This is a genomic window from Natronoarchaeum philippinense (assembly GCF_900215575.1).
Classification (GTDB): Archaea; Halobacteriota; Halobacteria; order Halobacteriales; family Natronoarchaeaceae; genus Natronoarchaeum; species Natronoarchaeum philippinense.
In genome coordinates, this window is sequence record NZ_OBEJ01000001.1 from 1,215,909 (window position 1) to 1,231,587 (window position 15,679).

Below are 15,679 nucleotides of genomic sequence, written 5' to 3' on the forward strand. Positions count from 1 at the left end.
AAACGCTACTCGTGCGGACGGCCCGCCGTCTCGAAGACGGCCAGCAGACGGTCGGCGACCTCGTCCCAAGTCGGCAAGGGATCGCTCGGCGCGTCGTGGCCGGTAGCACGCTCGACGGCGTCGGCAACAGCTGGCGGTGCGATCCCGGACGCCGCGACGCAGTCCTCGCGGTCGATCCAGTCGACGAGGGCACCCGCCGGCCGGACGACACAGGGCGTCCCCGCGGCGAGCGCTTCGGCGACTGTCATCCCGTAGGCCTCGAACGAGGACAGCGCGAGCAGCGCGTCGGCACCGGCGTACAGCCCCGGGAGGCGGTCGTCGTCGACGTAGCCGAGAAACGTCACGCGGTCGGCGACGCCGGCCGAGTCCGCGACGCGGCGGAGTTCGTCGCCGTACTCGCCCGAGCCGGCGACCAGCAGCTCGTAGTCCGGGAGTTCGTTCAGCGCTCGGATCGCGTGCTGGACGCCTTTGTACTCCTCCAGACGGCCCACACAGAGCAGATAGGGGCGGTCGCGGTCCGACGGCTCGGCGTCGGCGAAGCGCTCCACGTCGACGCCGTTGGGGATCACGGTCGGTTCGACGCCGAAGTCCCCGCGAAGTCGGTCGCGCTCCCAGTCGCTGACCGCGACGACGCGGTCGGCCCGGTCGAGCGCGTGGCCGCCGAGCGGCCGATACGCCGAAAGCAGCCTGTCGCGGACGCCGCTGGCGCTGGTGCCGTGGTAGTGGGGCGTGACGACCAGTCGGGCGTCGCCGGCGCCCAGCGCGGCGAACAAGAGGGGAAGGGAGTGGTAGTTGTGCGCGTGGACGACATCCGGGTCAGCGCGTCGAACGGCCGGCAAGATGGTCGGTGCGACGTGGAAGGCACCACCCGGCGCAACACCGCGGAACCGGCGCACGGAGACGCCGTCGATCGTCTGGCGCGACGGCACGTCGTCGCCGGCATCGGCCGTGTAGACGGTTACGTCGTGGCCCCAGTCGGCGAAGCGTCGGCTGATCTCCGCGACGTGAGTCTCGACGCCGCCGGTGTGTGGCGGATACCGAGGAGCGACCTGCAGAATCTCCATCTTACTCGAAGGCTTCGCGGAGTTCCTCGTCGACTTCCCAGGTGCCGTCGCCCTCGCCGCGGAGGAGTTCGACGCCGGCGCGCAGCAGCGACACCTGCGCGTCGAAGACGGCGTAGATCGCCTGCAGGGGGCCGAGGAGGTCCTTCTGCCCCAGCCAGACGAACGTGAGGAGGGCGGCGGGGACTGCCAGTCCGGCGGGCCCGGCGACGGAGATCGCGGCCGCAGAGACCGCGAGGACGCCGAGCGCGACCAGCCACGGCGAGACGATCATGAACCACCAATTGAACGGGAGTACGAGCCGGCCGTAGTTGCCGTACCGGCCGACGGCGTCGCGGTGCTGGGCGAGCAGGCGGATCAGTCCCATCCCGCGACGATCCTTCTGGAGCCGGCGCTTGCCGAACTGCGAGTGGGAGGCTTCCATGTACCGGATCGCGGGGTCGAACACGACTCTATCGCCCGCGCGCCGGATCTTCAGCGCGAGTTCGGTGTCGTCGGCCAGCGAGTTCGGGTCGATCGGCTGGATGGCGTCGTTCTCGAACGCCGAGAAGGGGCCGTGGAAGATCAGCGTCGAGTCGAGATGCGACTCCAAGGTCTGAATGTGGGCCTGCACGCCTCGATACCCGGCCTCGACCTCGCTGCCGCCGAGCACCTCGGCGTTCCGCCCGGTGACGGCCCCGATGTCGGGGTCGGCCAGATTCGCGGCGGCTTCGCGCAGCGCGTCCTCCCCGACGTAGGAGTCACAGTCGGTCTTGACGACCATCTCGTTGCTCGCGGCGGCGTAGGCGTCGTTGAGCGCGGGTGCCAGCCCTCGACGTTCGGTCTCGCGGATGAGATTCAGCTCAGGGAACTCCCTATCAGCGAAGTACTCCTCGATCAACTCGGGCGTCTCGTCGTCGCTGGAGTCGACGACGACGAGTTCGATCTTCTCCATCGGATACTCCAGCGCACAGATGTCGTCGAGTTTCTGCTCGACGATGCCCGATTCGTTGTACGTCGGGAGGACGATGCTGACGGTCGGCTCGGCCTCGCGCTTCTCGGCCGGAGAGCCGGACGGCCGAACCCACGCATAGAGCGCAAGAAACGCGAGATACGGTAGTGCGGTCACGGCGACGAGCGCGGCCGCGACAGCGACGAAGAGGTTCATGCGACCGGCTACGGAACCGAGTTATAACATACTGTTGGTCGGTCGGAAACGACAGCAGCAGCGGACCGAGCGAATCCGCCGGCAAGCATTCCCATTCCGCCAGCACTTATACCCCACGAGGAGCACCGTTCGAGTATGGCCCGAAACGACTACCAACAACAGCTCGCAGAGCTCGAAGAGGACGTGCTCTACATGAGCGAGCTCGTGCTCGAACGGCTCCGGATGGGGCTCGACGCGCTCGAACAGAAGGATCACGAGACCGCACGCGAGGTCATCGAGGGCGACCACGAGATCAACCAGCTGTACCTCGATCTCGAACAGGACTGCATCGACCTGCTGGCGCTCCAGCAACCGGTCGCCAGCGACCTGCGCTTTATCGCCTCGTCGTTCAAGATCATCACCGACCTCGAACGCGTCGGCGATCTGGCGACGAACCTCGCGGAGTACTCGTTGGACGCCCACGAGGACGTGTTCCCGGAGGTCGACGTACAGGCGATCGGCTCGCTCACCCACGACATGATCGAGGACGCGATGGACGCCTACGCCGACCGCGACACCGACGCCTGTCGGGCGATTTCGGCGCGCGACGACGACCTCGACGAGCTGTGCGAACAGGCCAGCCAGATCGTCGTGCGGGACCTGATCGAGCGCGAACTCGACTCGCCGGACGACCAGCAGATCGAAGAACTACTCAACGACGTCTCGCGGCTGCTGCTGACGATCCGCGACCTCGAACGCATCGGCGACCACGCCGTCAACATCTCCGCGCGGACGGTGTACATGGTCGAAAGCGACGACGAACTGATCTACTGACTCTCCTCAGGGACCGTCGTAGCGCCACGTCTCGCCGCCCCAGCGCGGATCGACCACGCCGGGCAGGTCGCCGAGGCGCTCGGCGATCATCTCCCACCACGGCTCCGGTTCGTCGTAGCCCGCGGCGTGGGAGGGGTACACGTCGCGCTTGAACGCCTCGGCGTCGAGTTCCCCGGCTTCCCGGAGTCGGTCGAAGGCCGCACGGACGGCGTCACGGCGCCAGTCGCGCATCATGCCGCTGACGCCCGGCATCTCCATGTCCTTGAGCAACTCGTCGACGCGCTCGTCGACCGGTCGGTCGTCGCCGTCCTCGCCGACGAAGGCGGCTCGCGGTCGAAACCACACCGTTAGCGGCGGCTCTTCGCGGATCTGCTTGCGGCGCAACTCGCCGGCGCGACAGAGCGCGTCGAGCTTGCTCGTCGCCTCGTACTCCGTCACCGCGATGGCGTCGGCAATCTCGGCCGCAGTGTGTGGTTCTGCACCCTCAAACTCCGCGAGCAGCGACTGGTCGGGGACCTCTTCGACGAACTGTCCCCAGCTACGGTCGTCCTCGCTCATCGGTCACCACCGTAGAGTCGGCCATTATTTTTTCCATCAATCCACGCCCCGATAACTTTTTCGGGGACGCGGGTGGGCGTCGTCTATTCGAGCGCGCTCTCCGGGAACCGAGAGGAGGCACTAGCAGCGCGGCCGGAGCACAACGTAGAAGGCGCCGACGCGTCGAGTGGTGGCATGGTCGGGAAAGTCGATCAGGAGACGCTGGCGCGGGTGCTCGCGGGGACCGGCGCGTCGAGCACGGTGCTCGGCGTCGGCCCCGGCTACGGCGAGGACGCCGCGGCGATCGAGTTGGGCGAGCAGACGCTCGTGATCAGCGCCGACCCGATCTCGTTGGCGGCCGAGCGCATCGGCACGCTCGGTGTCAACGTCGCGTGCAACGACGTTGCGGCGAGCGGCGGCGACCCCGAGTGGCTGACGAGCGTCCTCTTGCTCCCCGGCGACGCCGACGACGCGATGATCGACGCCATCGTCGCCGACCTCGATCGGGAGGCTCGCTCGCTCGGCGCGACGATCGTCGGCGGCCACACCGAATACGTCGATCAACTGGAGCGCCCGCTGCTCTCGCTGACGGCGATCGGGACGACCGACCGGTTCGTCCCCACGGGCGGGGCCGATCCGGGCGACCGCGTCGTCCTGACGAAAGGCGCCGGCATCGAGGCGACGGCGATTCTGGCGACGGATTTCGCCGCCGAACTCGACGTGCCGGACGACGCCGTCAGCGCCGCGGCGACGTTCTTCGAGGAGATCAGCGTCGTCCCCGAGTCGCGCATTCTCGGCGCCCACGCCACCGCGATGCACGACCCGACGGAGGGCGGCGTCCTCGGGGGGTTGGTCGAGATGGCCCACGCGGCCGCGGTCGGGATCGAGGTCGAGCGGTCCGCGATCCCGGTCCGGGCGGCGACCGAACAGCTCTGTGCAGCGGCCGGCGTCGATCCGCTCCGGACGTTCGGCTCGGGCGCGCTGTTGGCGACGCTGCCCGAGGCACAGGTCGACGAGACGATGGCCGCGCTGGACGACGCCGACATCGAAGCGGCGGAGATCGGTCGCGTCGTCGAGCGGGAGCAACCGGGCATCGAACTCGACGGCGAGCGCTTCGAGAACGCGCCGCGCGACGAGCTGTACGCGCTCTGGGAGTAACCCGAAGCAGGTGGCGCGAACGGACTTCTCGACGGCGGTCGGCGTCTGACTTGCATGACCGTCGTCAAGATCATCAAAGTGCTCGGTACGTCAGGCGAATCGTTCGACCACGCGGCCCAAGAGGCCGTCCACGAAGCGTCCCAGACCGTCGAAGACATCCACGGCATCGAAGTCGAAGACCAGACCGCTACCGTTGAGGACGGTGAAATCGTCGAGTACAAATCGACCGTCGAGGTGGCGTTCCCGGTCAAGCACGGCGAGGAGTGAGTAGCGCTCGGCGCCTCATCCTCGATATTCCCACGACCGAGTGTGCATCGTCGTCCGCGACCGAATCGCCCGACTGCACCGACGCCAACGTATGTGGCGACCGACGTGGAAACCTCCGACGAGATGTCTCTGACCGAGTCCATCGGCGTCGCCGAGGGGGAACGAACCGGGAGCGAGCAACGCGGTCGACGCTGGCTGACCGCGGCCGCCGCGATCGGCGGGACTGTCGTGTTGTACCTGTTCTCGCTGTACGCGCCGCCAGTGATTCGTCGAGCGCTGGGGAAAGAGTCGGCCGAGGAGTAGCAAGCGACCGAGGCGGAGCCTACGTCAGCACGCGTTCGAGCGCCACCGCGACACCGGCATCGGCCTCGGGATCGCCGACGATCCGGCCGAGACAGATCGCGGCGTCGTCGGGCGTGAAACACGCCACCAACGGGGCGTCGTCGGACTCCGCATCGGCGCCCCAGCCGGCCACGGGGGCGGCGTCATCTTCGACCGAGAGCACGCCGGGCGCGTAGACGGGCGCTCCCTCGGCGACTTCGCGGGCGGCGCTTTCCGCGATCGTCACGTGGGGTAGGTGGGCGAGCGCGCGCTCGGCCGGGTCGACGACCTCGCGAAGCGACGCCTCGTCGCCCTCGTCGAGAAACGCCAGCGCGTCGACCAGATCGTGCATCGTGTGCAGATCGCGGTCGTCGAAGGGATCGGTCGCGGTCCGGCGCAGATCACCCATGTGCGCGCCGGTGCCCAGCGCCAGCCCGAGGTCGTGACAGAGCTTTCGGATGTACGTCCCGCTCTCACAGCGAATGCGAATGAGTGCCTGCCGATCGCGCACCTCCAGCAGGTCCAGCCCGTAGATCTCGCGCGTGCGAAGGCGCCGGGTCACCGCGCTCTTTCGCGGCGGCTTCTGGTAGAGTTCGCCCTCGAAGGAATCGATCACGGCTTCGGCGTCGCTCGGCGGGTCGTCGTGGAGTTCCAGCACCGCGACGTACTCCTTGGCGCCCTCCAGAAACACCTGCGCGAGGCGCGTGGCGTCGCCGAGCAACACCGGTAGACAGCCCGTCACCTTCGGATCGAGCGTCCCGGCGTGTGCGGCGGCCCACTCGCCGGCGTAGTCGGCGGCGGCGACGTGCTCGCCGGTGGCGTCGCGCAGCCAGCCAGACACCTGATGGGCCGACGGGCCGGGCGGCTTGTCGAGGTTGACGACGCCGAAGGCGAGCAGTTCCGCGGGCGTTCGATCCTCGGGCGGGCCGCGCATGTTAGAAGTCGTAGTCGACGCCGGTGATCGGCGTCTTGCCCTCGTCTTGGTCGGGGTCGTACCGCTCGACGGCATCGACGACCAGCGACGGGACGGCGTCCTCGCCCCAGCGCGCGGTGTTGACCGTCAGGTCGTAGATCGAGAGATCCGCGATGTCGATGCTGTAGTACTCCAGATAGCGCTGGCGCTCGCTTGCGGCTCGCTCTTCGGTCTCGTCGAGGGCCTGCGCGACGGGCTTGTCCTCGCGCTCGGCGATCCGACGCGCGCGAACCTCGATCGGCGCGTCCAGCCAGATGCGCACGTCTGCCTCGTCGGCGGCGAGCCAACCGGCGAGTCGGGATTCGAGCACGACATCGTCGCGCTCGCGGGCGACTTTCTGGAGGCGCTGATCGAGGTCGCGGTCGATCTGGTCGTCCTGTTCGGCGAGTTCGTTGAACTCCGCGAGCGTGTGGCCGCGCTCGTCGGCCAGTTGACGGAAAATGTCGCCGCCGCTGACGTGCTCGACGTCGAACGCGTCGGCCAGCGTGGCGGCCGTCGTGCTCTTGCCGGCGCCGGGAGGGCCGGAGACGGTCAGTAACATACACACACTGAGCGACTGGCGCTAAAAGAGGTTTTGAACTCGGGCGATGCGAGGACGCCGAACGGCGACGACCGCCAGATCAGGTCGGCGTCGTCTGGATGTTGAGCGGCTTGGCGAACAGCTGGCGGAAGCCCATCGTCGACAGGAAGTACCAGACGATCCACGCCGGCATCGGACCGAGGATCCCCTCGTTCCACTCGATCTCGCCGACGAAGGGCAGGATGGCGGTCTGCTCGGCCGCCGGAATCTGGCCCGTGTTGGTCATCCAGTAGAGCCACAGGAAGATGGGGATCGTCAGCACCATGATCCACACCATCGGGCGGAACTGCTCTTTGAACATGCCGAGCTGGTCGCCCATGGCTTCCATCTGCTCTTCTTGGATGCGTTCGAGCGCCTCGTCGTCGCCGCGCTCCTTGGCGGCCTTGCGGCGCTCTTGGATGGCCTCCATCTGCTCTTGGTACTCGGACATCTTCTCGGAGTCCATGAGGTTCGCCTGCAACAGCATCGAGTACACCGAGGTCAGCATCGCCACGATCATCACGACGGCGTAGAACGGCAACACGGCGTCGATCGGCCCCAGAACGGTGTTGAACGTGTTCCCGATGGCGTCCCGGACGGGGTTGAAGTAGTACCCGACCATCATCGCCAGCGTGGCGACGCCGGCGAGCTTGTCCCACTGGGACCACGAACTCTCCTCGCTGTCGGGCGAGTCGGGCGATTCGGGCATTTCGACGGAGCCGTCGTCGCCGACGACCTGATCGACGCCGTCGGGGTCGGCCAACTGGAAGCCGTCTCCCTCGGTGCTCCGGAGGATGCCACGTTCGATCAGCCGCCCCCACTGGCCGCTGGTCACCTCGCCCTCGACGTCTTGCCACTCGACCTCGCCGCCGTTTTGCTCGGCGACGCGTTTTACTGACGCGAGCGCGTCGGCAAAGCTCTCATCTTCCTCGATGAGAGACTGTACTTTCTCCGCGGTGCGTGCCATTTGACGGTTGCTAAGCGGTCCCCCGTAATCAACCTTTTACTCTCGTTCCCCGACGGCTGCCAAGCAGACCGGGGCGACCGGGGCGTCCGTATCACAAGGGTAGGCATGGAGAGAACGACCCAGAACGGCCAGAAAGCTCAGTAATGGCCCATAACTCCCCGACGTCTTGCGACGTTCGAACAATACCGAAACACTCCGTACCCTCCCAGCGAGTACACGACCGCGACACCAGTGAGAAGGCCGAGTTCCGCGGCTGGAAACTCCCAGAGTCGAACCCCGCTGCGCATGGCTCGCTGTAACAGTTCCGATCCCTTCACCAACGGCAGGAGATTCATCACAAACACGTCAGCTCTTGGCGCCGCGACGAGTCCCATCAGCGCGAACTGCATGAGCTGTGAGATGCTACTGATACGCTTGTACACGAGGGTTAGACCCGCAAAGCCGAACCCGAGACCGACCACAGATAGAAGCGCCAGAGTCGTGAGCGGAACGATCGTAACGAGATCTAAAGCGAGGCTGCGCCCGCTCGTGAGAAGCATCAGCGCGAGCATCATCCCACCAATACAAAGACTCATGAGCATATTCACGAGCATCTTTCCTGCGATGATTACACCGAATCCGTACGAAGAGATGTACAACTGTTCGAGGGTGCCCCAGCGTGATTCCTGGGTGATTTCCCGGGATAGGCTGGAGTAGGCACTCTGGGCCATCGTCCAGAGGAACCAGCCGACGATAACCGCGTCGAGCGTTGATCCCAGTGCACCTGCCCCTCCATTGAGACTGCCAGCAGCGGCCTGACCGCCAAAGAAGATGACCGCGAAGAACAGGTACATCGAGACGATCTGGGCCAAGAAATTCATTCGGTAGCGCACCACAAGCAGAACTCGTATTCGGAGAAGCATCAGTAGCAATTGAGCCATACCAGTTCTCTCGCTTGCGGGATCGGTTTGTGGAGGTGGCCCCTCAGTCGCTGCATCGCCCATCAGTTATCGGACCTCCTGAGCCGGTGTTTCCTGCCCCAGTTTGTTTTCTTTGATCACGTGCAGAAAGGCATCTTCCAGAGACGAATCGGACGATTCGAGCGATTCGATTGTGAGTCCCTCCGAGCGAAGTGTATCCACGAGCGAATAAAATTCGTCATGGGCGACACTGACTGTAAACGTCGTTGCATCCGGTTGTTTCTCGAACGCTCTGGCATCGACTGTCGAGGCGAGTCTGTGTCGAGTGTCGTGGTCCAAGCACTCGTCGACTGCGATTTCGTAGATCTGCGTGCTGAACAGTTCCAGCAGGTTGTCGATCGTATCGTTCGCGACGATTCGACCGTCGTTCATGATGATCGCTCTGTCACAGACTGCCTGAACGACATCCATGTCGTGGCTGGACAACACCACCGTAGTGTGATCGTCCTCAGCGAGTTCACAGAGCGTCTCACGAAGTGTTCGAGTGCTCTCGACGTCCAGACCGAGCGTCGGCTCGTCGAGAAAGACGATATCGGTGTCTTGCACAGCGGTACAAGCCAGAGAGACCTTCTGCTTTTCACCACGTGATAATTCTCGGACAACGGTGTCTGCTTCGTCGGTCAAGCCGAATCGCTCAAGCAATTCGTTTATCCGGTCGTCGCGGAGCGCGTCGGCCCTTCTTCCGAGGACGGAAAAAAACTCCAAATTTTCCCGAACCGTGAGCCGCCAGTAGACGTTTCGAGCCCCCTCTAGCATCGCACTAACTCGCTTATGGGGCGCCGATACGTCAGCGTGGACATCGGTACCGGCGATACAAATCCGGCCGCTGGTCGGAACGATCAACGAGAGTATCGACTTGATCAGTGTCGTCTTCCCGGCACCGTTTGGTCCGAGGAATCCAACCGTCGAACCTCGTTCTATGTCGAAGTTGACACCGTCTACAGCCCGGATTTCTTCGCCGTCACGGCGGTAGGTCTTGACGAGATCAGTCACCGAAACAACGGATGCAGTCGATGGATCGGATGGAGAGTTGCACGTTGGTTGCGGAGACGCCACGTTTAGAGAGGAGAGGCTAAATTTATGACCCCACATTACTCAGTTCGTTCAACTTGTATATAAACACATAAATTTATCCATATATTATGGAGTAATAAGAATCGAGAATCGGCGTCCGATCCAGTTACCAAGGAATCCAACGATCAATATCACGTCACCGCACAATATTTTGAAGAATAATACGAAATAATTACGTAGAGAATTCTCAAAGATACTCGCATGGGCGACACCGACTTTCACGCCGGGAAGGTACAACAGATGTACGACAACCGGCGGAAGTTGTATGAGATTGGATGGGAGAAAGGAGATCATCAAAGCATTCACTGTGGGCTGTACGACGAAACCGAGCACGGGACCAACGATCCGTTCGAAAACATGATACGTCGACTGTCGAACACCGCAGAGGTTGATGCCGGAACACGTGTCCTAGACATCGGCTGCGGCGGGGGAGACGATGCGGTCTGGAACGCGCGCCACAGAGATGCCACGGTCGTTGGGGTCGACATTGACGACGAGTTTCTCGAAGCCGCAGCGGACAACGCAGCCTCTGCTGGTGTCACAGATCAGGTGTCGTTTCGTAACGACGACTTTCACGAGCTAGCAAGCGTCAACGATCGGACGTACGATGTCGTGTGGGGACTCGAGGCGATCGGCCACTCTGCCAACAAGTCACGAGTTTTCGAGCGGTGCCGGCAAGTGCTTGATGACGGAGGTCGACTGGCGATCGGTGACCTATTTGCACGCTCTGACACGCCTGTCGACGATGCTGGACGGCGCATCGACATCCTCGAAAACTCGATGTGCGTTCGAATCGATACGGTCGAGAAGATCGAGACGGCTCTCGCGGACGCAGGGTTCGAGAACATCGAGATACTAGACATCACGGAGGCGGTCAAGCCGGGTCTGAAAAAGTCGTATTTGTCGAGCCTGTTCATGTATCCGCTCAGTAGCCTACTGCGCCGCCTCGGACGTGCCACAGATTCCGTAGTCGGATTTTATCGTGGATCGTATCACATGTACAAACTTCTTAGCAAGGGGGCACTCGGATACTACTTCGTCACGGCCGACCGAGCCTGACCGATCGGCAGGGGCGGGCAAAGTTCCCACAATAGCGAGGTCAGAACAACCAACTGCGGACGATGTCGTTAGCGTAGAAGACGGCGGGATACGTCGCGGGGAACGCGATCAAAAACCCGTTTAGCCGCATGAAGAGTGCTGTCGCAAGGTGGAATACGAATCCGGCCACAAAAAAGCCAAGCGTCCAGACTGGGTCAACGATGAGAACGAGCGGAAAGAGCGATTCGAACGCGATAACAGACACCGAAAGCAGTTGTGACAGTCGCGGATGGTCGTTTGCCAGATTATAGATGCCACCGTGTCCCCACACTCTCGTCGAGAAGACGACGACGATCGCCGAACCATCGCGCCACTCAGTAGAGACGAGTTTGGAGAGTCCTGCGATGAGATATGAAAGAATCGACTGAACTGCAATAAACAGGAGCCCTGCGAGCTGAAGAGTGCTCCCCGGAGAGGCGGCACTCGCGACGAGTAGCCCAACTGCAACGACCGTGGCGATATGATAGTCACCACTCAGCCCACCTTGATGACGTAGCGCAATAGCGATGTCGAGAACGACGACGGGTGCGAGCAAGAACGGTGAAACGTTGCCAGTGACAGCTAGTCCGCCGAGAGCAAGCCCAACTAACAACCGAGCGACCAGCATCCACTGAAAGTAGGGATTACGAAGAAGGGGAGCGAGACGATCAGCAACCCGGTTGCGCTGGAGGTGTAGCTTGGTAACTTCCCAGCTCAACATGCCTCCATCAGTAAATCGTTCGCGCGATCGCAAGTGCTCCAGAGAGGTCAACACGATGTGCATCGACAGAGCGATTGCCGTGATCTGGAGAATTACCGCCGGATCGACTGTGGATTCGATCATTGTTCTAACGCGTGAAACTTCGATACGAAAACCGGTTCGTAGCCGTCCATCTGTCTCGACCCTCGCATAATAGCGAACTGCCGCGCCTCACTCACATCGAGGTGCGACAGCTCGGAGATGAATTTCAAGATAGTGAGATAGTGAACGCTGAGATGGATCGGTTTGTCGTCAATTGACCGTAGCTCGTTCTCGCTGTCGTCCGCGCCGATCTGCTCGGGTTCGGAGGGCGCATCTTCGTCAACCGGTCCGGAGGTCAACGGCCCCACGACGTCGAAGAGGATTTTCGTCTGGTAGTAGGAGGGATTCCAAAGCCAGCCGAGCCTGTCCGGTGGTTCGCTGAATCCATCCACTTCTTGCCACTTCGTTAGTTTGCCGTCGACGCAGCGATCACGGTAGACGAGGTAGTAATCGACGCGACCCGGGTGCGGTGCAAAGAAATTGTACTTCGGTACCAAGCCTAGAAATGGCCCCAGTATGCGCTGCAGTCGCTCCGATCCGCCTTGGACGGAGTTTACGCAGGTCACAGCAGTGAATATTGTTAATAAAGCGACAGTGGCGCCAGCTGCAATACTTTCTAACATATATAGTAGACATAATTTTATTTGTAGTACTAATAACTTTCTAACTTTCGGTGCTTATCCAAGCAAGAATAAATGAACGTAGTCGGTTTTCCAGTCCCAGTGACCGTCGTTAAGAGGACTGAATGCGTGCCTCGATGAGCGCGTCGGCGGACGCTTCTGCATCGTCGAGTTCGGAATCGATTTCTCGGATCTTTTCTCCCATGGCTTCGGGAGCGGACGCATCGCCTGCAGTCATCACAGCCGTTGTAACCGCCAGCACGACGAGGTGATACGGCGCCGAAGGAGTCGGCGAAAGCTTCGCGCTGTCGGCGGCGTCCAGAGCGCGCTCGGCATCCAGAGCAACCTCGGTCTGCGAGGACGGCATCACAGCGACGAGGTACTCGTAGGATTCCGCATCATCGGTGCGATGTTCGCCGATCTCGAAATCGTCGGCGTTCGGTTCGCTGCCTTCGTAGGGGACGACAGTTGCACCCGTCGAACCGTCGTGGGTCGAGAGGTCGCTGAACAGGGTTTCACCTTGGTATAGCAGGTCGAACGAGAGGTCGTCGTCGTCGGCGTCGACCTCTGCGAGAGTGTCGGCCTCAGTGTCGTCGATAGCCGCTTCAAGCTCAGCGTACAGGTCGGAGTTCTCGGCTTCGGCCGCAAACTCGATATCCTGCATCAGATCGCCGTCTTCGCTCCAGATCACGACGGCCTTGTTCTCGAGGGGCTCTAGTTCCTCCGGCAACTGGTCCGTGATCTCAATCGTGGAGGGAGAGATTCGGTTCGAAGGCTGGTCAGCATCGAGGCTGTTTCTCTCAACAGCATACATTTCTTTTGACGCCATGCGAGATAAAATATCTACCAGTAGGATAAATAAGTTTCGTCAGCATCAATATAAATACAGCACTGATAACACACGTCTCTCAGAAATCACAGCAGTTGTGCAGTTGGTTCTGTAGAAGGCTGTTCGATGGTTACCAAATAGTCCCCGGAATTATCGCTCAGTTTCGGGAGGTGGGTAGCGGCACGATTACCGATCCCGCCACCGGAGCACGGTCGCGGCCCACGTGTAGCCGGTTCCCGCGGCGAGAAAACAGACGAGGTCGCCCGGCTGGACCCGACCGCGGGCGAGTCCTTCCTCGAGTGCGAGCACCTGATCGACGCTCTGGACGTGCCCGTACTCGTCGAGGTAGTAGCCGTCGGCGTCCGGATCGAGGCCGAGCTCTGCGAGCAACTGCTCGTGGAACGACCGTTTCATGTGGGTCAGCGCGACGAAGTCGATGTCGGTGCGGTCGAGCCCCGATCGTTCCAGCGCACGGTCGGCGACATCGAGATAGTTCGGAAGCGAGACCGGCGCCAAGCGCTCTTTCATTCCCTTCGGATCGGGCACGTCGAGCGCGTGAGCGCCGGTCGAGATCGTTTCTTTGCTCAGTGGGTTCCGCGTCCCGCCGCCGGGCATCACCACGTCCCGGGAGAACGACCCGTCGGTGACCGCCGCGCTCTCCCGGACGTGTGCGAGGGCGCGGTCGCCGCCGCCGCGTTCGAGGACCATCGCCGAGGCGCCGCTGCCGAAATTGAACATAAAGGAGGAGTCTTCGTTGCCGTAGTCGACGAGATCCTCCTCGCGGCTGGCCGCGACCAGCAGCGCCGTGTCGATGTCTCCCGTGAGCAACTGTGCGCGGGCCTGCCGGATTGCGATCGGGGCGCCGGCACAGAGCGTGTAGCTCTCGGTTGCGTACGCAGCCTCGGCGCCGAGTCGCTCCGCGATGTCGGCCGCCGCGCTCCAGACGACGTAGTCTTTGAACTCACTGCCGTGATACAGCACCAGATCGAGATCGGCGGCGTCGAGATCGGCGGTGGCGAGGGCCTCCTCGGCGGCGGCGACGCACATGTCGCTTGGGTGCTCGGCGTCGGGTGGACAGACGCGCTTCTCTCGGACGCCCATCTTCTCGACGACGACGTCCTCCGGAATGCCGCTGCGATCGGCGATCTCCGCGCCCGTCAGCCGCTCGTCGGGGAGGTATCGACCGTAGCCGGTGAGCGAAACGGTCACCGCTGCCACCCCCGGATGCGAGAGCGCAGGCGCTCGGGCAGGCGCTCGGCGACCGTTCCGCCCAGCCGATCCCGAAGCGTGCCGAGGATTCCCCGCGGGACGTAGAGGACGAATAGGATGAACACGATACCGAGATACAGGTCGGCCCGCCCGTCGACGAAGATGCGGATCACGTCGGCGACAGTGACGCCACCGACGCCCGACGACAGCGTCGATTCGGGTAACGCTCGGCGGAGATAGCGCGCGACGCCGTAGTACTCCGTCGAGAGCACGCCTTCGGTGGACGCTTTGAATAGGTAGCCGTACAGCGGCCCAGCGAGCGTGCCGAACCCGCCGATGATCGACGCGAGCAGGGCGTCGGCCGTGACGAACAGATCGAACGTGTTCTCCGGTGAGACGGACCGGCGGTAGCCGGCAAACAGCGCGCCGGCGATCGCCGCGAAGAAGCCGCTGATGGCGAAGGCGACGAGCTTGATCCGGAACACGTCGTAGCCGACCGCGCGGGCGCGCTCTTCGTTCTCCCGAATGGCGATCATCACCCGACCGAACGGGGAGTGGACGATTCGCTGCAACACGAAGTACGAGACGAGCACGACGACGCCGATGGCGTAGTACGACACCCACGTCGCGTCGACGGCGATCCCCGGCCCGAACTCACCGAGGCTCGTGCCGACGATGCGCCCGATTTCGACCTGCAGCGCGTCGACGCCCGGGACGCCGATCGAGAACCCTTCGCCGCCGCCGATCAGGGCGCCGTCGCGGGGGTTGGAACCGACGTAGTCCCAGTTTCTGATGAACACGTGGGCGACCTCGGCGAACCCGAGCGTGATCATCGCAAAGTAGACGCCCGACAGCCGGAACGAGACCGACCCGACGAGCAGTGCGACGCCGACCGCGAACAGGCCCGCGATCAGCAACAGCAGCAAGAACGGCGTCCCGGCGCCGAGCAGCGGTATCTTTCCCGTCGCCGCCAAGACGACGAAGTACGCGCCGGCGCCGTAGAACAGTCCGTGCCCGAAGGAGAGATACCCCGTGTAGCCGCTGATGAAGTCGAAGCTTACGGCGAACAGACCGATGTACAGCACCGCGACCATCGTGTCGATTCGCGGCAAGAGCACGGCGAGCTCGGCGCCGACCGGCGTCCGAGTGAGGATCGCGTAGACGAACGGGTACAGCGCGAATGCGGCGACGACGGCGATGTGGACGGCGTGGTCGCCGAGCATCCCTCGCACGGAGCCGAACCGCGAACCAGTCGACGTGTCGCCGGCGTCAGCGGACGCGTCGCTGGAGTTCGCCGCCGTGTCGC

18 protein-coding genes are annotated in these 15,679 nt (G+C 63.0%); 5 read left to right on the plus strand and 13 right to left on the minus strand.

Annotated elements, in window-relative coordinates; all coding sequences use genetic code 11:
* Window positions 1-5 precede the first annotated feature (5 nt).
* Window positions 6-1,064, minus strand: a complete 1,059-nt coding sequence (locus CRO01_RS06215) for a glycosyltransferase family 4 protein (protein ID WP_097008210.1) — start codon at window positions 1,062-1,064, stop codon at window positions 6-8.
* A gap of 1 nt (window position 1,065) precedes the next feature.
* Window positions 1,066-2,208, minus strand: coding sequence for a glycosyltransferase (locus CRO01_RS06220; RefSeq protein WP_097008211.1), 1,143 nt, complete (start codon window positions 2,206-2,208; stop codon window positions 1,066-1,068).
* A gap of 135 nt (window positions 2,209-2,343) precedes the next feature.
* Here CRO01_RS06220 and phoU point away from each other — a divergent pair, with 135 nt between their 5' ends.
* Complete coding sequence (gene phoU / locus CRO01_RS06225) at window positions 2,344-3,021, plus strand: phosphate signaling complex protein PhoU (protein ID WP_097008212.1); 678 nt, start codon at window positions 2,344-2,346, stop codon at window positions 3,019-3,021.
* Between the two features lie 6 nt (window positions 3,022-3,027).
* Here phoU and CRO01_RS06230 read toward each other — a convergent pair whose 3' ends face one another.
* A complete protein-coding gene (locus tag CRO01_RS06230) occupies window positions 3,028-3,579 on the minus strand; it encodes a FaeA/PapI family transcriptional regulator (protein WP_097008213.1) in 552 nt (183 codons plus the stop codon).
* A gap of 174 nt (window positions 3,580-3,753) precedes the next feature.
* Here CRO01_RS06230 and CRO01_RS06235 point away from each other — a divergent pair, with 174 nt between their 5' ends.
* From CRO01_RS06235 to CRO01_RS06245, 3 genes are all read left to right on the plus strand, one after another.
* A complete protein-coding gene (locus tag CRO01_RS06235) occupies window positions 3,754-4,716 on the plus strand; it encodes an AIR synthase family protein (RefSeq protein WP_097008359.1) in 963 nt (320 codons plus the stop codon).
* Window positions 4,717-4,770: 54 nt separating this feature from the next.
* Window positions 4,771-4,983 (plus strand): dodecin family protein, encoded by a 213-nt coding sequence (locus CRO01_RS06240; protein WP_097008214.1) that lies wholly within the window; start codon window positions 4,771-4,773, stop codon window positions 4,981-4,983.
* 93 nt (window positions 4,984-5,076) lie between these two features.
* Window positions 5,077-5,286 (plus strand): hypothetical protein, encoded by a 210-nt coding sequence (locus CRO01_RS06245; protein ID WP_097008215.1) that lies wholly within the window; start codon window positions 5,077-5,079, stop codon window positions 5,284-5,286.
* A gap of 19 nt (window positions 5,287-5,305) precedes the next feature.
* On the opposite strand, the gene CRO01_RS06250 is transcribed toward CRO01_RS06245, so the two are convergent.
* The 5 genes from CRO01_RS06250 to CRO01_RS06270 all read right to left on the minus strand — a co-directional run bounded on the left by CRO01_RS06250 (window position 5,306) and on the right by CRO01_RS06270 (window position 9,755).
* A complete protein-coding gene (locus CRO01_RS06250; protein ID WP_245838507.1) occupies window positions 5,306-6,238 on the minus strand; it encodes an RNA-guided pseudouridylation complex pseudouridine synthase subunit Cbf5 in 933 nt (310 codons plus the stop codon).
* Window position 6,239: 1 nt separating this feature from the next.
* Complete coding sequence (gene cmk, locus CRO01_RS06255) at window positions 6,240-6,818, minus strand: (d)CMP kinase (RefSeq protein WP_097008217.1); 579 nt, start codon at window positions 6,816-6,818, stop codon at window positions 6,240-6,242.
* A gap of 79 nt (window positions 6,819-6,897) precedes the next feature.
* Window positions 6,898-7,803: a DUF106 domain-containing protein gene (locus tag CRO01_RS06260; RefSeq protein WP_097008218.1), complete on the minus strand. Its 906-nt coding sequence runs from the start codon at window positions 7,801-7,803 to the stop codon at window positions 6,898-6,900.
* Window positions 7,804-7,940: 137 nt separating this feature from the next.
* Window positions 7,941-8,786 (minus strand): ABC transporter permease, encoded by an 846-nt coding sequence (locus CRO01_RS06265; protein WP_218839135.1) that lies wholly within the window; start codon window positions 8,784-8,786, stop codon window positions 7,941-7,943.
* Between the two features lie 3 nt (window positions 8,787-8,789).
* Window positions 8,790-9,755 carry an ABC transporter ATP-binding protein gene (locus CRO01_RS06270; protein ID WP_245838508.1) on the minus strand — a complete coding sequence of 322 codons (966 nt, stop codon included), beginning with the start codon at window positions 9,753-9,755 and terminating at the stop codon, window positions 8,790-8,792.
* 282 nt (window positions 9,756-10,037) lie between these two features.
* Here CRO01_RS06270 and CRO01_RS06275 point away from each other — a divergent pair, with 282 nt between their 5' ends.
* Entirely contained in the window at window positions 10,038-10,895 is an 858-nt protein-coding gene (locus CRO01_RS06275; RefSeq protein WP_097008221.1) for a methyltransferase domain-containing protein, read from the plus strand.
* A 40-nt stretch (window positions 10,896-10,935) separates the two neighbouring features.
* On the opposite strand, the gene CRO01_RS06280 is transcribed toward CRO01_RS06275, so the two are convergent.
* The 5 genes from CRO01_RS06280 to CRO01_RS06300 all read right to left on the minus strand — a co-directional run bounded on the left by CRO01_RS06280 (window position 10,936) and on the right by CRO01_RS06300 (window position 15,596).
* Window positions 10,936-11,757 (minus strand): hypothetical protein, encoded by an 822-nt coding sequence (locus CRO01_RS06280; RefSeq protein ID WP_097008222.1) that lies wholly within the window; start codon window positions 11,755-11,757, stop codon window positions 10,936-10,938.
* Window positions 11,754-12,338 carry a hypothetical protein gene (locus CRO01_RS06285; RefSeq protein WP_097008223.1) on the minus strand — a complete coding sequence of 195 codons (585 nt, stop codon included), beginning with the start codon at window positions 12,336-12,338 and terminating at the stop codon, window positions 11,754-11,756. Before CRO01_RS06285 ends, CRO01_RS06280 begins: the two co-directional genes overlap by 4 nt.
* A gap of 109 nt (window positions 12,339-12,447) precedes the next feature.
* Window positions 12,448-13,164: a hypothetical protein gene (locus CRO01_RS06290; RefSeq protein WP_097008224.1), complete on the minus strand. Its 717-nt coding sequence runs from the start codon at window positions 13,162-13,164 to the stop codon at window positions 12,448-12,450.
* Between the two features lie 186 nt (window positions 13,165-13,350).
* Entirely contained in the window at window positions 13,351-14,373 is a 1,023-nt protein-coding gene (locus tag CRO01_RS06295) for a 3-oxoacyl-ACP synthase (RefSeq protein ID WP_097008360.1), read from the minus strand.
* Window positions 14,370-15,596 carry a branched-chain amino acid ABC transporter permease gene (locus tag CRO01_RS06300; protein ID WP_097008361.1) on the minus strand — a complete coding sequence of 409 codons (1,227 nt, stop codon included), beginning with the start codon at window positions 15,594-15,596 and terminating at the stop codon, window positions 14,370-14,372. Before CRO01_RS06300 ends, CRO01_RS06295 begins: the two co-directional genes overlap by 4 nt.
* Window positions 15,597-15,679: the final 83 nt, after the last annotated feature.

What these genes read in the sequence shown, in the direction of transcription:
- CRO01_RS06260 (WP_097008218.1), bottom strand. Translation starts at nt 7,803, where the DNA reads ATGGCACGCACCGCGGAGAAAGTACAGTCTCTCATCGAGGAAGATGAG.
- CRO01_RS06230 (WP_097008213.1), bottom strand. Translation starts at nt 3,579, where the DNA reads ATGAGCGAGGACGACCGTAGCTGGGGACAGTTCGTCGAAGAGGTCCCC.
- CRO01_RS06250 (WP_245838507.1), bottom strand. Translation starts at nt 6,238, where the DNA reads ATGCGCGGCCCGCCCGAGGATCGAACGCCCGCGGAACTGCTCGCCTTC.
- CRO01_RS06235 (WP_097008359.1), top strand. Translation starts at nt 3,754, where the DNA reads ATGGTCGGGAAAGTCGATCAGGAGACGCTGGCGCGGGTGCTCGCGGGG.
- CRO01_RS06285 (WP_097008223.1), bottom strand. Translation starts at nt 12,338, where the DNA reads ATGTTAGAAAGTATTGCAGCTGGCGCCACTGTCGCTTTATTAACAATA.
- CRO01_RS06280 (WP_097008222.1), bottom strand. Translation starts at nt 11,757, where the DNA reads ATGATCGAATCCACAGTCGATCCGGCGGTAATTCTCCAGATCACGGCA.
- CRO01_RS06275 (WP_097008221.1), top strand. Translation starts at nt 10,038, where the DNA reads ATGGGCGACACCGACTTTCACGCCGGGAAGGTACAACAGATGTACGAC.
- phoU (WP_097008212.1), top strand. Translation starts at nt 2,344, where the DNA reads ATGGCCCGAAACGACTACCAACAACAGCTCGCAGAGCTCGAAGAGGAC.
- CRO01_RS06290 (WP_097008224.1), bottom strand. Translation starts at nt 13,164, where the DNA reads ATGGCGTCAAAAGAAATGTATGCTGTTGAGAGAAACAGCCTCGATGCT.
- CRO01_RS06300 (WP_097008361.1), bottom strand. Translation starts at nt 15,596, where the DNA reads ATGCTCGGCGACCACGCCGTCCACATCGCCGTCGTCGCCGCATTCGCG.
- CRO01_RS06240 (WP_097008214.1), top strand. Translation starts at nt 4,771, where the DNA reads ATGACCGTCGTCAAGATCATCAAAGTGCTCGGTACGTCAGGCGAATCG.
- CRO01_RS06215 (WP_097008210.1), bottom strand. Translation starts at nt 1,064, where the DNA reads ATGGAGATTCTGCAGGTCGCTCCTCGGTATCCGCCACACACCGGCGGC.
- CRO01_RS06220 (WP_097008211.1), bottom strand. Translation starts at nt 2,208, where the DNA reads ATGAACCTCTTCGTCGCTGTCGCGGCCGCGCTCGTCGCCGTGACCGCA.
- cmk (WP_097008217.1), bottom strand. Translation starts at nt 6,818, where the DNA reads ATGTTACTGACCGTCTCCGGCCCTCCCGGCGCCGGCAAGAGCACGACG.
- CRO01_RS06265 (WP_218839135.1), bottom strand. Translation starts at nt 8,786, where the DNA reads ATGGGCGATGCAGCGACTGAGGGGCCACCTCCACAAACCGATCCCGCA.